Annotated in this window: 13 protein-coding genes and 1 pseudogene; 5 read left to right on the top strand and 9 right to left on the bottom strand. The window is 62.7% G+C overall.

Annotated elements, in window-relative coordinates; translation table 11 throughout:
- Positions 1–15: 15 nt before the first annotated feature.
- From ACZYHG_RS24325 to panB, 3 genes are all read right to left on the bottom strand, one after another.
- Complete coding sequence (locus tag ACZYHG_RS24325) at positions 16–1,176, bottom strand: PAS domain-containing protein (protein WP_464610699.1); 1,161 nt, start codon at positions 1,174–1,176, stop codon at positions 16–18.
- 234 nt (positions 1,177–1,410) lie between these two features.
- The gene (panC, locus tag ACZYHG_RS24320; RefSeq protein ID WP_464610698.1) at positions 1,411–2,262 is read right to left on the bottom strand and encodes a pantoate--beta-alanine ligase; all 852 of its coding nucleotides are present in this window, start codon (positions 2,260–2,262) and stop codon (positions 1,411–1,413) included.
- Positions 2,259–3,137 (bottom strand): 3-methyl-2-oxobutanoate hydroxymethyltransferase, encoded by an 879-nt coding sequence (panB, locus tag ACZYHG_RS24315; RefSeq protein WP_464610697.1) that lies wholly within the window; start codon positions 3,135–3,137, stop codon positions 2,259–2,261. Before panB ends, panC begins: the two co-directional genes overlap by 4 nt.
- A gap of 227 nt (positions 3,138–3,364) precedes the next feature.
- Here panB and ACZYHG_RS24310 point away from each other — a divergent pair, with 227 nt between their 5' ends.
- The 3 genes from ACZYHG_RS24310 (at position 3,365) to ACZYHG_RS24300 (ending at position 4,968) form a co-directional block, all read left to right on the top strand.
- On the top strand, positions 3,365–3,763 hold the full coding sequence (locus ACZYHG_RS24310) for an NADH:ubiquinone oxidoreductase subunit NDUFA12 (RefSeq protein ID WP_464610696.1): 399 nt from the start codon (positions 3,365–3,367) through the stop codon (positions 3,761–3,763).
- A 140-nt stretch (positions 3,764–3,903) separates the two neighbouring features.
- A complete protein-coding gene (locus tag ACZYHG_RS24305) occupies positions 3,904–4,509 on the top strand; it encodes a DUF2155 domain-containing protein (RefSeq protein WP_464610695.1) in 606 nt (201 codons plus the stop codon).
- Positions 4,510–4,584: 75 nt separating this feature from the next.
- Complete coding sequence (locus ACZYHG_RS24300) at positions 4,585–4,968, top strand: hypothetical protein (protein WP_464610694.1); 384 nt, start codon at positions 4,585–4,587, stop codon at positions 4,966–4,968.
- Positions 4,969–4,979: 11 nt separating this feature from the next.
- Here the strand turns inward: ACZYHG_RS24300 and aat are convergent, their stop codons facing one another.
- The 6 genes and pseudogenes from aat to ACZYHG_RS24270 all read right to left on the bottom strand — a co-directional run bounded on the left by aat (position 4,980) and on the right by ACZYHG_RS24270 (position 10,316).
- Entirely contained in the window at positions 4,980–5,597 is a 618-nt protein-coding gene (gene aat, locus ACZYHG_RS24295; protein ID WP_464610693.1) for a leucyl/phenylalanyl-tRNA--protein transferase, read from the bottom strand.
- A gap of 12 nt (positions 5,598–5,609) precedes the next feature.
- On the bottom strand, positions 5,610–6,953 hold the full coding sequence (accC, locus tag ACZYHG_RS24290) for an acetyl-CoA carboxylase biotin carboxylase subunit (protein ID WP_464610692.1): 1,344 nt from the start codon (positions 6,951–6,953) through the stop codon (positions 5,610–5,612).
- A 10-nt stretch (positions 6,954–6,963) separates the two neighbouring features.
- Positions 6,964–7,425 (bottom strand): acetyl-CoA carboxylase biotin carboxyl carrier protein, encoded by a 462-nt coding sequence (accB, locus tag ACZYHG_RS24285; protein ID WP_464610691.1) that lies wholly within the window; start codon positions 7,423–7,425, stop codon positions 6,964–6,966.
- Positions 7,426–7,451: 26 nt separating this feature from the next.
- Entirely contained in the window at positions 7,452–7,886 is a 435-nt protein-coding gene (gene aroQ, locus ACZYHG_RS24280) for a type II 3-dehydroquinate dehydratase (protein ID WP_019857903.1), read from the bottom strand.
- Positions 7,887–8,031: 145 nt separating this feature from the next.
- Complete coding sequence (locus ACZYHG_RS24275; RefSeq protein ID WP_464610690.1) at positions 8,032–8,850, bottom strand: DsbA family protein; 819 nt, start codon at positions 8,848–8,850, stop codon at positions 8,032–8,034.
- A 73-nt stretch (positions 8,851–8,923) separates the two neighbouring features.
- Positions 8,924–10,316 (bottom strand): annotated as a pseudogene (locus ACZYHG_RS24270) (M48 family metalloprotease).
- Positions 10,317–10,463: 147 nt separating this feature from the next.
- On the opposite strand from ACZYHG_RS24270, the gene ACZYHG_RS24265 reads away from it, so the two are divergent.
- Together ACZYHG_RS24265 and ACZYHG_RS24260 are read left to right on the top strand one after the other, a co-directional pair.
- Positions 10,464–11,612, top strand: coding sequence for a pyridoxal phosphate-dependent aminotransferase (locus ACZYHG_RS24265; RefSeq protein ID WP_464610689.1), 1,149 nt, complete (start codon positions 10,464–10,466; stop codon positions 11,610–11,612).
- A gap of 4 nt (positions 11,613–11,616) precedes the next feature.
- The gene (locus ACZYHG_RS24260; protein ID WP_464610688.1) at positions 11,617–12,582 is read left to right on the top strand and encodes a glutaminase; all 966 of its coding nucleotides are present in this window, start codon (positions 11,617–11,619) and stop codon (positions 12,580–12,582) included.
- Positions 12,583–12,604: the final 22 nt, after the last annotated feature.

The raw sequence follows: 12,604 nt of genomic DNA, 5'->3' as shown, positions 1-12,604 counted from the left end.
ACTAGGAAGGCCAGGTCAGCGTGAGCGCAGCGGTGGCGACAGTTCGCGTATCAGCAATTCGAGTTCCCGCTGGTCGCCGGTTCCGGTCTTGTCGAAGATCGTCGCCAACTGCGATTTGATGGTGCCGTCGGAAACACCGCTGGCGCATGCGATCTCCTTGCGCGTCTTGCCGCTGGCGACATGGCCGGTGACGCGTTTTTCCGCTGCTGTCAGGCCAAACAGCGCGGCGATCGCGTCCAGTGCCGGGGTCGGCGTGGCGCCGGCGGCGGCAATGAAGATCGCGGCGGCGGCGCGCTGCGACATCCGCGCCGAAATCTCGCGCCGGGCCAGCGGCATCACATGCGCCACGGCCGGAACGCCGACCTTGGCGAGCGGAATGTTGATGCCGGAAGGTCCAAGTGCGAACTCATCGCGGGTGCCGAGTTCGACCGCGCGGCTGATCGCGGCATTGGCCTGCGGATAGGCAAACGCCAACTGGCCACGCACCGATGAGACGGCCGAGCTTTCCATCAGCAGGGCTTCGGCGGAGGAATTGGCAAAGATGATCTGCATGTCGTTGGAAACGATCATCACCGGGTGCGTGAGGTTTTCGATGATGGAGCGGAAAATCTCGGCCTTGCGCCGTTCAGCCTCGAACAGGTCGCCGATCGTGACCGCGCGCCGTACATGCGGTGCAAGCGACGAAACCAGGGCCACATCCTCCGTCGAGATTTGCCGCCTGTCCTTGTCCGTCACAACCATCAGCGTGCCGATGCGCGTTGGTCGCTTCATCAGCGCTACCCAGAAGAAGTCGTCCAGGCGGTTTGGCTCCACCCATTCGCGCACGATGCGGCTGTCGATCCAATTCTGCCGGGCGTCTGGTCCTTGCAGCGCATAGAAGGAATCGACCGTGAAGGGCATGTCGATATCCATCTTCGGCACGGCCGTGAAGAAGGGGACCTCCGACCGATAATCGCGTTGCAACGGCTCCAGGATCGCGGGATCGCCGCAGGACACGGAAAACCGAGCGGAATTGGTCGCTGTGTCGACAACCGCCAGCATGGCAAGCTGGCCAACCGCCAGCCGGCGAATGGCTTCGAGCGTCGACTGCCAGCGGTCAACGTCGGCAACCGAATCGTATATGGCCTCGACGACCTGCGGCAGTGCGCGGTCGATCGTATTCGCCGACAGTGACATGGGCCCTCTCGTGCCGCCCCGAGGTAAGCGCAGTGCCAGGTTCCACAATAACACTGCGCTAGGTTGCACACTAACGCCGCTGTGTAACTTGATCATGCCGCAGTAGTCAGGAATTGTTACGTCGGCGCGCAATGCCGTGCATGGCAGAATTGCTGCCTATGTTCGATATTTTAGTCATATCTAACATAATTCAAACAGCTCTGTGCATGCTGGGGCAAGCATCGCTAATCCAACTTAGGTGGTGGGAACTTCCACATTGTCTATGAGACGTGTCTTGCCGAGCCAGGCAGCGGCGAGCACGCGCCCCGCGCGGTTGCGGCGCCATGGCGCAAGCCTCAGGCTTTCGCGGGCCTCGACATAATCGACCTTCTGGAAGCCGGCGGCGATCAGGGCGCGGCTGGCTCCGCCGGTCGCGTCATCTCGATGTGCGCCGGACGCCAGCGCCTCTGCGGTCTGGCGCAGAATCAGGTTGAGCTGGCGCGCGGTTTGGAGTTCGGCTTCGCTGAGATAGGCGTTGCGCGACGACATGGCGAAACCTTGCGCGTCGCGTATGGTCGGCGCGCCGATGATCTCGACGGGCAGGTCGAGGTCATGGCAGAGCTGCCTGACGACGCAAAGCTGCTGGTAGTCCTTCTCGCCAAAGACCGCGTAGTCGGGTGTCGCCTGGAGAAGAAGCTTGGCCACCACCGTGGCGACGCCCTCGAAGAAGGTCGGGCGAAAGTCCGATTCGAGCCCCGCGGACGGGCCGCCGACCGAGATTTTGGTTGCAAAGCCGGCGGGATACATGGCGCCAACCGTCGGCGTGAAGGCAAGATCGGCCCTGACCGTCGCCAGCATATCCAGGTCGCGGGCGAGCTGGCGCGGGTACTTGTCGAGATCCTCGCTCGGCGCGAATTGCGTCGGGTTGACGAAGATCGACACCACGCAGCGCTCGGCTTTTTCGCGTGCGATCCTGATCAGCGAGAGATGTCCCTCATGCAACGCGCCCATGGTTGGCACCATGGCGACGCGCAGGCCATCACGCCGCCAGTCACGGACCCGCGCGCGAAGTGCTGCGACGCTGTCGACGACGTCGGGCTGGCTCATGCATCATCTCCGCCATGCGTGCCCGAAAAGACTTTTGAGTCGGCGAAGACTTTTGAGTTGGCAAAGACGTGGTCAGGGCCGGGAAATGTCCGGCTTCGCACTTCCGATGCGTAGCGCTCCGCGGCGTGCGCGATCACGCCGCGCAGATCGGCGTATTCCTTGACGAATTTCGGCACACGGTCGACGGTCAGCCCGACCATGTCGTCGATGACCAGGATCTGGCCATCGCACTCGCCGCTGGCGCCGATGCCGATGGTTGGAATGGCGATGCGGCGTGTGATGTCGGCGGCGACCGCCTCGATGGTACCTTCGATGACCACGGACAACGCGCCGGCTTTTTCGACGGCGAGCGCGTCGGCTAGCAGCGACGCGATAGTCTCGTCCGTGCGGCCCTTGATCTTGTAGCCGCCATCCTTTTCGACCGACTGCGGCAGCAGGCCGATATGGCCCATAACCGGAATGCCGGCGGCGACGATTGCCGCGATTTGCAAGGCCATGTCGACGCCACCTTCGAGTTTCACCGCCTGGCAGCCGGTCTCGTCAACGATGCGCCGCGCCGAGGCAACGGCCTGCGCCGCCGAACCCTCATAGCTGCCGGCCGGCATGTCGACGACCACACAGGCCCTGGCCGAGCCGCGCATCACGGCCTGCCCATGCGCGATCATCATCTCGAGCGTGGCACCCAGCGTCGTCTCATGGCCATGCAGCACCATGGCGACACTGTCGCCGACCAGAAGCAGGTCGACATGGGGATCGAGCAGGCGGGCGACGGGATAGGTGTAGGCCGTCAGGCAGACCAGGGGCGTGCCGCCCTTGCGGCGGCGAATCAGCTCGGTGCCGATGCGAATGTCGGTGGTCGGCAATTTTGTGGCCAATCGTCACCCCCTTCGGCCCATGGCCGGTTGATACCCGCATGGGCGCGCTGAGCTTTAGAAAGAGCCGAAAGGCTTGGCAAGCGTGCATCCTGCCGCCTCGCGCGATCACAGGCTCGTGTCGGATCCCAAGCGCGCCATTTGCGCGCTGCCTGCGGCAAAACCCTTGCCTTCCCGAAGGCCTGACGCCATAAGCAGGAAACAGGCGCCGCCAGCGCGAGGGTTTTGCGATGAAGACTTTCCTGACGCAGTTTTTCACCTGGTGGAACAGCCAGACGATAGGGACGCGCCTGCACACCTGGCGGTACGGCAAGCGGGTCGGCCAGGACGAGGTCGGCAATGTCTATTACGAGGGTGGCATCGATTCGGAAGGCCGCACGCGCCGCTGGGTGATCTATAGCAACTATTCGGAAGCTTCGGCCATTCCGCCCGGTTGGCACGGCTGGATGCATCATCGCGTCGATGTCGCGCCGCCGAGCGAAGACTACAAGCCGCGCGACTGGCAGAAGCCACACCAGCCCAACCTGACCGGCAGCCCGGCGGCCTATCGCCCGAAGGGCTCGGTGCTGACCAATCAGCATCGCCCGCAGGTCACGGGTGACTACGACGCCTGGACGCCCGGATCGTAACAGCCCCGACTGTAACGGCGCAAACTGCAGGCCGGTCCTTTATCGCCACAATTGGTGTTTAGCTGCTTGCTGATCAGAAAACGGCGACTAGCCTTGGCGATCGACGGAATCACCCGGGCACGAACCACCGGTACCCTTATATGAGCTTTTTCAACCTGATATCGACGGGCGGTCTGACGCTAGCCGCCGGCCTCGCCGTCAGCACCGCGGGTTTTGCGGCGTCGCCCGCACCCGCTGTACAGCCGGCAGCGCCTGCAGCGTCCGCCGGTTCGGACCGCATCACCAACCCGGTTGCCGAGTTCGCCGGCATCGACAAGATCACCGGCCGCATCATCACCTTCGATGTCTATATCGACGAGACGGTGCAGTTCGGCGCTTTGCAGGTGACGCCGCGCGTCTGCTATTCGCGGCCGCAGACCGAGGAGCCGAAGACCGATTCCTTCGTCGAGGTCGACGAGATCACGCTCGACCGCAAGATCCGCCGCATCTTCACCGGCTGGATGTTTGCAGAAAGCCCCGGCCTCAACGCCGTCGAACATGCCGTCTATGACGTCTGGCTGAAGGAATGCAAGCAGAAGTCGGATGTGCCCGCGCCTGGCGCCACCAAGGCCGACGCCACCAAGGCGGATGCTTCGAAGCCCGCGACGGCCAAGCCCAAGCCCGCTTCAGCCAAGCCAAAGCCCGCGACCACCCCGGATGTGGAACAGTCCGATCCCACGGAACCGGATACGTCAGACACCAACTGATCTCTGGGAACCGTCGTGGCCATCACACGTTGGGCCACGGACGACCGCGCATTGATGCGCCCGGAGGATATTCCGATGTCAGACAGCAAGCGGATCACGGCGAGCAAGAAAGAGCTTCTCGAACTCGAAAAGGGCTTCTGGACGGGCGACGAGGCCTACTATGCGGCTAATGTCGATACCGAATGCCTGGTAGCTTTCCCCGGAATGGCACAAGCGATGGACAATGCCGACCTGGCCAAGACCGCAACGAAGCCCAATCGCTGGCGCGACCTCGACATCGAGCTCAAGGGAATAATCGAACCGGGCAGTGACATTGTCATGCTGACCTACGAGGCGCATGCGACGCGGGACAATGGTGAACCCTACGCCGCGCTGGTCAGCACCGGCTATGTCCATCGCGTCAACGGCTGGAAGATGATGTTCCATTCGCAGACGCCGATCAAGGCTGCGGCCAAGTAGGGGCTCGACCCCTACGGAAAAAAGATCGCTTCGCCTTTCAGGGCTTCGGCCAGCATCTTTTCGTATTTGCCTCGGGGCACGTCGACCGCGCCGAAGCGCTTCAGATGCTCGGTGGTGAACTGCGTATCCAGCAGGGCGAAGCTTCGCGCCTTCAAGCGCTCGACCAGATGCACGAGGCAGATTTTCGATGCATCCGTCTCCTTGGAAAACATGCTTTCGCCGAAGAACACCCGTCCGAGCGACACGCCGTAGAGGCCGCCGACCAGCCGGTCCTCGCGCCAGGCCTCGACCGAATGGCAATGGCCCATGCGGTGCAACTGCACATAGGCCTCGCGAATTGGCCCATTGATCCAGGTCGAGCGCCGCTCCTCGCGTTTTTCCGCACAGCCCTCGATCGTGGCCTCGAAATCGAAGTCGAAGCGGATGTCGAACGGGCTTTTGCGGATCATCTTCTTCAGGCTTTTAGGCGTGTGAAAACCGTCAAGCGGGATGATGCCGCGCGTCTCCGGCCGCACCCAGAACACCTCCGGGTCGGCCGCACTTTCGGCCATCGGGAACACGCCCGAGGCATAGGCCTTGAGCAGAAGGTCGGTGGGGATGCGATAGCCAGGCGCGTAGGGGCGGGTCATCGCGTCCCCGGACTACTCTTCCTTGGCCAGGTATTTTTCCAGCCAGTGGATGTCATAGTCGCCATTGGCGATGTCGGCGTTGCCGACCAGATCGCGAAACAGCGGCAGTGTCGTCTTGATGCCGTCGACGACAAATTCATCGAGCGCCCGGCGCAGCCGCATCATGCATTCGACGCGGTTGCGCCCATGCACGATCAGCTTGCCGATCAGGCTGTCGTAATAGGGCGGGATCTTGTAGCCGGAATAGACGCCGGAATCGACGCGGATGCCGAGGCCGCCTGGCGTATGAAAATGCGTGATCGTGCCAGGCGAGGGGGTGAAGGTGCGCGGATCCTCGGCATTGATGCGGCATTCGATGGCGTGGCCATTGAACTTGATGTCTTCCTGCTTGACCGAAAGTCCGCCGCCGGAAGCGACGCGGATCTGCTCGTGGACGAGGTCGATGCCGGTGATTGCTTCCGTGACCGGATGCTCGACCTGCAAACGCGTGTTCATCTCGATGAAATAGAACTCGCCATTCTCGTACAGGAACTCGATCGTGCCGGCGCCGGAATAGCCGAGATCGGCAATGGCCTTGGCGCAAATGCCACCGATGCGGGCCCGCTCCTCGGCGTTGAGGGCCGGCGAGGGCGCCTCTTCCCAGACTTTTTGATGGCGGCGTTGCAGCGAACAGTCGCGTTCGCCGAAATGCACGCCGCGGCCGAAGCCGTCGCCGAACACCTGCACCTCGATGTGGCGCGGCTTTTGCAGGTATTTCTCGATGTAGACGGCATCGTCGCCGAAGGCAGCGCCGGCTTCCGTGCTCGCTGTCTGCAAGGCAATCTCGAGGTCGTCCTCGGTGAGCGCGACCTTCATACCGCGCCCGCCGCCGCCGGCCGATGCCTTGATGATCACGGGATAGCCTATCTCGGCGGCAATGCGCCTGGCTTCCTTTTGATCGGTGACAGCGCCGTCCGAACCGGGCACAACCGGGATACCAAGACGCTTGGCGGTGCGCTTGGCCTCGATCTTGTCGCCCATGATGCGGATGTGGTCGCCGGACGGGCCGATGAAGGTGATGTTGTGCGCGGCCAAGATGTCGGCGAACTTGGCGTTCTCCGACAGGAAGCCGTAGCCCGGATGCACGGCGTCGGCGCCGGTGATCTCGCAGGCCGCGACGATCTGATGGATGTTGAGATAGCTGTCGCGCGATGGCGGCGGGCCAATGCATACGCTCTCGTCGGCCAGCCGCACATGCATGGCGTCGGCGTCGGCGGTTGAATGCACCACCACCGTCTGGATGCCGAGTTCCTTGCAGGCGCGCAGCACCCGAAGGGCGATTTCGCCGCGATTGGCGATGAGGATTTTCTGGAACATCCGGCCCGCTCTACTCGACCACGACGAGCGGCATGCCGTATTCGACCGGTGAAGCATCCTCGAACAGGATCGCCGTCACCGTGCCGGCGCGCGGCGAGGGGATTTGATTCATCGTCTTCATCGCTTCGATGATCAGCAGCGTCTGGCCTTCCTTGACCTTTTGGCCCACCTCGATGAACGCCTTGGCATCGGGCGACGGCGCCAGATAGGCGGTGCCGACCATGGGCGAGGTGACCGCGTTCTTCGACACGTCCACCACCGCCGGGGCGGCCACCGCTGCGGGCTGAGCGCCTGCGGCAGGCGCATAGCTGGGCTGGGGTGCCGCGATTGCGTGGACGGCAGGTGCCTGCCGCGACACGCGCACCTTCAGGTCGCCCAGTTCAACCTCGATCTCGGTCAGGTTGGTGTCGTTCAGTATGCCCGCCAGATCGCGGATCAGCTGCTGGTCAACACCGGTCTTCTTTATCGACATTTTAGAGCCTTCTGTTTGTTGGCCGGTCATAGGCGTGCGGCCAGCGCCTGTAGCGCCAGCGTGTAGCCGAGCGGCCCAAAGCCACAGATCATGCCGACGGCGACCGGCGCGACCATGGAGACGTGGCGGAATGATTCCCGCGCGTGGATGTTGGAGAGGTGAACTTCGGCGACCGGCAGCGGCGCAACCGAACGAATGGCGTCGTGGATCGCGATCGAGGTATGGCTGTAGGCGCCCGGATTGATGACGATGCCGGCTGCCTTGTCGCCGGCCTCCTGGATCCAGTCGACGAGGTCACCCTCGTGGTTCGACTGGCGGAAATCGATCTCGAGCCCAAGCGATGCGCCTGCCTGCTTGCAGTCGTCGGCGATCGCGGCCAGCGTCTTGCCGCCATAGATGCCCGGCTCGCGCTTGCCGAGCGCGTTGAGGTTGGGACCGTTCAGGACGAAAACCGTTTTCAAAAAGCCAGACCTTTTCCTACGCCGGCATCAAGCCGGCGCGCTGGGCCTCTATACCGGGCATAGTCGTCCGCGAAAAGAGCGCAAGTGCGTTCTTTCACTGTCCACAACAGGCCGAAATGCGCCCGTGAAGAAAACCGGTAGCTGATCAAAGCGCGGCTTTCGCCGCCTCGATCTTTTCCGCCAGCACGTCCTGCCCGAGAGCCCCGAACACGACCTCGTTGCCGACGACGTAGGACGGCGTCCCGGTGATCGCCAACTTGTTGGCAAGATCGTAGGTCTTGGAGAAGGCCTCGGGGATCGACGGATCCTTCATCTTCTCGCGCAGCGTCGCCTCGTCGGCGCCCAGCGAAAGCGCGATCTTGATCGCGGTCGCCTCGGTGGCGCGCCCCTGGCCGCCGAGCAGCGCATTGTGGAACTCGCCGTATTTCTGCGGCATCATCAAGTGGAACGCCTTCGAGACGACGCTGGCTTTCTGAGAATCAGGGCCGAGGATCGGGAATTCCTTGAGCACGAAGCGCAGATCGGGGTCGGACTTGGTCAGCGCCTGCATGTCTTCGATGGCGCGTTTGCAGAAGCCGCAATTGTAGTCGTAGAACTCGACGATCGTCACCTTGCCGTTCGGGTTGCCGACGACGCCGTCGAAGGCGGAGTTGAAGATCTGGTCCTTGGCGTCCTTGATTACGCCGAGATGGGCGATGCGCTGCTCTTCCTTCTGCTTGGCCTCAAGTGCGTCCTGCACTTCGAGCAGCACTTCCGGGTTCTTCAACAGATAGTCGCGGATGATGCCTTCGACCTCGGTGCGATCGATCTTGGTATCAGCCACCGTCTGGACAGGCTGAGCCACCTGGGCAGGCTGCGTCGTACCGGCCTTGGCGATTTGCGGGCTGCCGGCCACGAAACCGAATGCCAGCATGGCAAGGGCTACAGCGATCCCAGTGGTGCCCAGCAGCAGTGCCTTTTTCATCGTTCTCGTTCCTTTTGCCTGTCTTCCGGTCTGGCTGTGTCGCAGCGCGGGGCCGGAGGGTTCATGAGAATTATCAGATCTTGCTCGACGATTTGTAGTTTATGATGTCCTGGGCGCGTATCCAGCGCGGCTCGCCGCGCTTCATCTGTTGCTGCGCGCGCATGGCGAAGATCTTCGCATCCTTGTAATTACCAGAATAGAAATGACCTTCGGCCGTGGCAAGCTCGGCGCCTGGTATGTCTCCCAACTCGCCATAAGCCTGCGCCAGGTAACGATACCCGACGGAATTTTCCTTGTCGCGCCCCAGGCCACTGTTGATCTGCACCACGGCCTTCTTCAGCGAGTTCGGGCGTGCCGACCGCCATCAGCGCCTGACCAAGCGAGACCGGCAGCAATCCGGACCGCGCCGGATCGAGGCTGACCGCCCTGGCGTAGGCTTCGGCCGCATCTCCAGGCTTGTTCGCCTTCATCAGGATGTCGCCACGCAACTCCTGGAAGTAGGCATTCCTGGGTTGCGCTTTGATAAGGGCGTTGGTCTTGGCGAGCGCAGCAGCGATATCTCCATAAAGGTAGGTCGATTGGGCATCTCCATATTGCCCTGCGAGGGTCCCTTGCATCTTCCGCATCAGCCGCGACGCGGTGGCCTGCCCTTCCATGTAGACGGCGATCTTCACACGCATCATGTCATGGCGCTGCTGCAGCGCAGGCGGGTCGACCCTGTCGACATCGGGGCTTTGCTTGACCAGCACTTCGAGATTGGAGATTCGATCCTGCGGCATCGGATGGCTGATCCGGTAGGGATCGATTTGCGTGCCCGACAGCGATAGCGCGGTCTGGAAGCGATGGAACGTCTTCAGCATGCCCATGCCGGACTGGCCGGTGGCGTTGAGATAGTTGATCGCCGAACGGTCGGCGGTTATTTCCTCGGTGCGCTGATAGGCGAGGATGCTGCGCTGCGCCATCTCGCCGCCACCGGCCGCCACGCCCATGCCGGCGCCGGCAAGGCCGCGGCTGTTGGTGGTCGCACCGGCAACGATGGCGCCGGCGCCAAGCAAGGTGGCGATGATGGCCATGGTCTTGGCGCGCTCGAGCTGGTCGCGCAGTTTCTGCTGGTGGCCGCCGGCGATATGACCGGCCTCATGCGCGATGACGCCGATGATCTCGTTGGGCGTTTCGGCCGTCATCAGGGCGCCTGTGTTGATGAACAGCCGGCGCCCGGTGACGAAGGCATTGAAGCTGGAATCGTTGACCAGCACGATGTCGATGCCGTCATTCGCCAGCCCGGCCGCCTTGAAAATCGGCCGTGCGTAGTCGCGCACCAGGGCCTCGATCTCGGCATCGCGTACCACCGGCACGTTTTGGGCGAAGGCAGTGACCGAGCTCGCCACGGCAACGGCTACGCCAAGCGAAAGCGTCGCGAAAACACGCGCAATCCGGGCAATCGTCGATCTGGGTCGGCTCAACATGACGTGTCCACTGGTAGACGAGCGGGCGAAAGATGAAAAGTCGGCACCGGGAAAACTTCCTCAACTTGTGATCCTCACACCAATCGGGCATTTGTGCGGCGCATGCATCAAGGGCATGGCGTGCTCAACTGTCGGGATAGGCATAAAATGGTCGTTTCGCTCTCACGTCGTGGCAATGTCGAGCCATTCCACGCCATGGATGTGCTGGCCGAAGCGAACCGGCTGAAAGCCCACGGCGTGCCGGTGATCTCCATGGCGGTCGGCCAGCCGTCTGATCCGGCACCCGCACGGGTTCGCGGCGCGGCGGCCAAGGCCTTGCAGGATGGTCGCATAGGCTACACCGACACGCTGGGGCTGGCGGGGCTGCGCAAGGCGATCGCCGAGCACTATGCGGATCACTACCGGCTTGAAATCGAGCCCGACCGGATCGCAGTGACCACCGGTTCGTCGGCGGCCTTCAATCTTGCTTTCCTGGCGATGTTTGATGTCGGTGACCGCGTCGCCATCGCAGCACCCGGCTACCCTGCCTATCGCAACATCATGGCGGCGCTCGGCATCGAGGTGGTCGAGATCGAGCTCGGCGACGCGGCCTATCTGCATGCCGGTCATCTGGAGGCCGCGCATCGCGACAAGCCGCTGAAAGGCGTCCTGTTTGCAAGTCCGGCCAATCCGACCGGCGCGATCATACCGGCCGGCGAACTGTCGGCGTTGGTCAATATGGCGGAAACACTGGGAGTGGCCGTCATCTCCGACGAGATCTACCACCGGTTGGCCTATAGCGGTCCAGACACCACGGCACTCGCCTTTGGCAACAGCGTGACGGTGATCAATTCGTTCTCGAAATACTATTGCATGACCGGTTGGCGCATCGGCTGGATGGTGTTGCCGGAAGAGCTGGTGAGGCCGGTCGAGCGCATCGCCCAGAGCCTCTACATCTCACCGCCGGAGCTGTCGCAGATCGCCGCGATCGAGGCCTTCGCCGCCACGGAGGAACTGGAGGCGGTCAAGGGCCGCTACGCCTGGAATCGCGAGCTTCTGATGAAGCGGCTGCCGGAACTCGGCTTTCCGCTGGCCGCACCCATGGACGGTGCCTTCTATGCCTATTGCGATGTCACCCGCCACACCAATGACAGCATGGCTTTTGCGCGCAAGATGCTGGCCGAGGCGCATGTGGCGGCTACGCCCGGCCGCGACTTCGACACCCGCGCGGGGCATCGCACGATGCGGTTTTCCTATGCCGGCAGCCACGACGACATGGTCGAGGCGATGGCGCGCATCGAACGCTGGTTGAGGTAGCACCATGCCCGAACTCGAACAGGCCCCCAAACTTGATCAAGCCCTCAAACTTGATCAAGCATTGGCCGAAGTCGCCGCCGAAATGGCCGAGCGTACCGATCGCGGCGATGTCGCCACCTACATTCCGCAACTGGGCAAGGTCGATCCGAGGAAATTCGGTATCGCCGCCGTCACCAATGACGGCCGTGTGCTGATGGCGGGCGATGCCGACCAGCCTTTCTCCATCCAGAGCATCTCGAAAGTGTTCACCTTGACGCTGGCGCTTGGCAATGTCGGCGACGCGTTGTGGAAGCGGGTCGGGCGCGAGCCATCAGGCAATCCGTTCAATTCTATCGTCCAACTCGAGCACGAGAACGGCATTCCGCGCAACCCATTCATCAATGCCGGCGCCATCGTTGTTTCCGACATCCTGCTTGCCGGCCACCAGCCGCGCGAGGCGATCGGCGAAATCCTGCGCTTCATCCAGTTCCTCGCCGACGACGAGAGCGTTATCATCGACCGTGAGGTCGCCGCGTCCGAGCGGGCCACCGGCTATCGTAATTTCGCGCTCGCCAACTACATGAAATCCTTCGGCAATCTCCATCATGCGCCGGAACTTGCGCTGGGCGTCTATTTCCACCACTGCGCCATTGCCATGAGCTGCCGGCAGCTGGCGATGGCGGGCCGCTTCCTCGCCAATGGCGGCAAGAACCCGGCGACCGGGCATTCCGTGGTGTCGGCCGAGCGGGCGCGACGCATTGGCGCCATGATGCTGACCTGTGGCCACTATGACGGCTCCGGCGATTTCGCTTTCCGTGTCGGCATTCCGGGAAAAAGCGGCGTCGGCGGTGGCATACTGGGCATCGTGCCGGGCGTCGCCTCGCTCGCCGTCTGGTCACCGGGTCTCAACGCCAACGGCAATTCCAAGCTGGGTTCGATCGCGCTGGAGAAGCTGGCCAGGATGATGAACTGGTCGATCTTCGCGCCATAGCGCAGCGCAACCTGTCAGACAT

This window comes from Mesorhizobium subarcticum (assembly GCF_055456085.1).
The sequence above is the reverse complement of the archived record's forward strand: the minus strand, read 5'-3'. Positions and strand labels throughout refer to the sequence as shown.

Coding starts and splice junctions, on each gene's coding strand:
- ACZYHG_RS24325 (WP_464610699.1), bottom strand. CDS start 1,176: ATGTCACTGTCGGCGAATACGATCGACCGCGCACTGCCGCAGGTCGTC.
- panC (WP_464610698.1), bottom strand. CDS start 2,262: ATGAGCCAGCCCGACGTCGTCGACAGCGTCGCAGCACTTCGCGCGCGG.
- ACZYHG_RS24310 (WP_464610696.1), top strand. CDS start 3,365: ATGAAGACTTTCCTGACGCAGTTTTTCACCTGGTGGAACAGCCAGACG.
- ACZYHG_RS24305 (WP_464610695.1), top strand. CDS start 3,904: ATGAGCTTTTTCAACCTGATATCGACGGGCGGTCTGACGCTAGCCGCC.
- ACZYHG_RS24300 (WP_464610694.1), top strand. CDS start 4,585: ATGTCAGACAGCAAGCGGATCACGGCGAGCAAGAAAGAGCTTCTCGAA.
- aat (WP_464610693.1), bottom strand. CDS start 5,597: ATGACCCGCCCCTACGCGCCTGGCTATCGCATCCCCACCGACCTTCTG.
- accC (WP_464610692.1), bottom strand. CDS start 6,953: ATGTTCCAGAAAATCCTCATCGCCAATCGCGGCGAAATCGCCCTTCGG.
- accB (WP_464610691.1), bottom strand. CDS start 7,425: ATGTCGATAAAGAAGACCGGTGTTGACCAGCAGCTGATCCGCGATCTG.
- ACZYHG_RS24275 (WP_464610690.1), bottom strand. CDS start 8,850: ATGAAAAAGGCACTGCTGCTGGGCACCACTGGGATCGCTGTAGCCCTT.
- ACZYHG_RS24265 (WP_464610689.1), top strand. CDS start 10,464: ATGGTCGTTTCGCTCTCACGTCGTGGCAATGTCGAGCCATTCCACGCC.
- ACZYHG_RS24260 (WP_464610688.1), top strand. CDS start 11,617: ATGCCCGAACTCGAACAGGCCCCCAAACTTGATCAAGCCCTCAAACTT.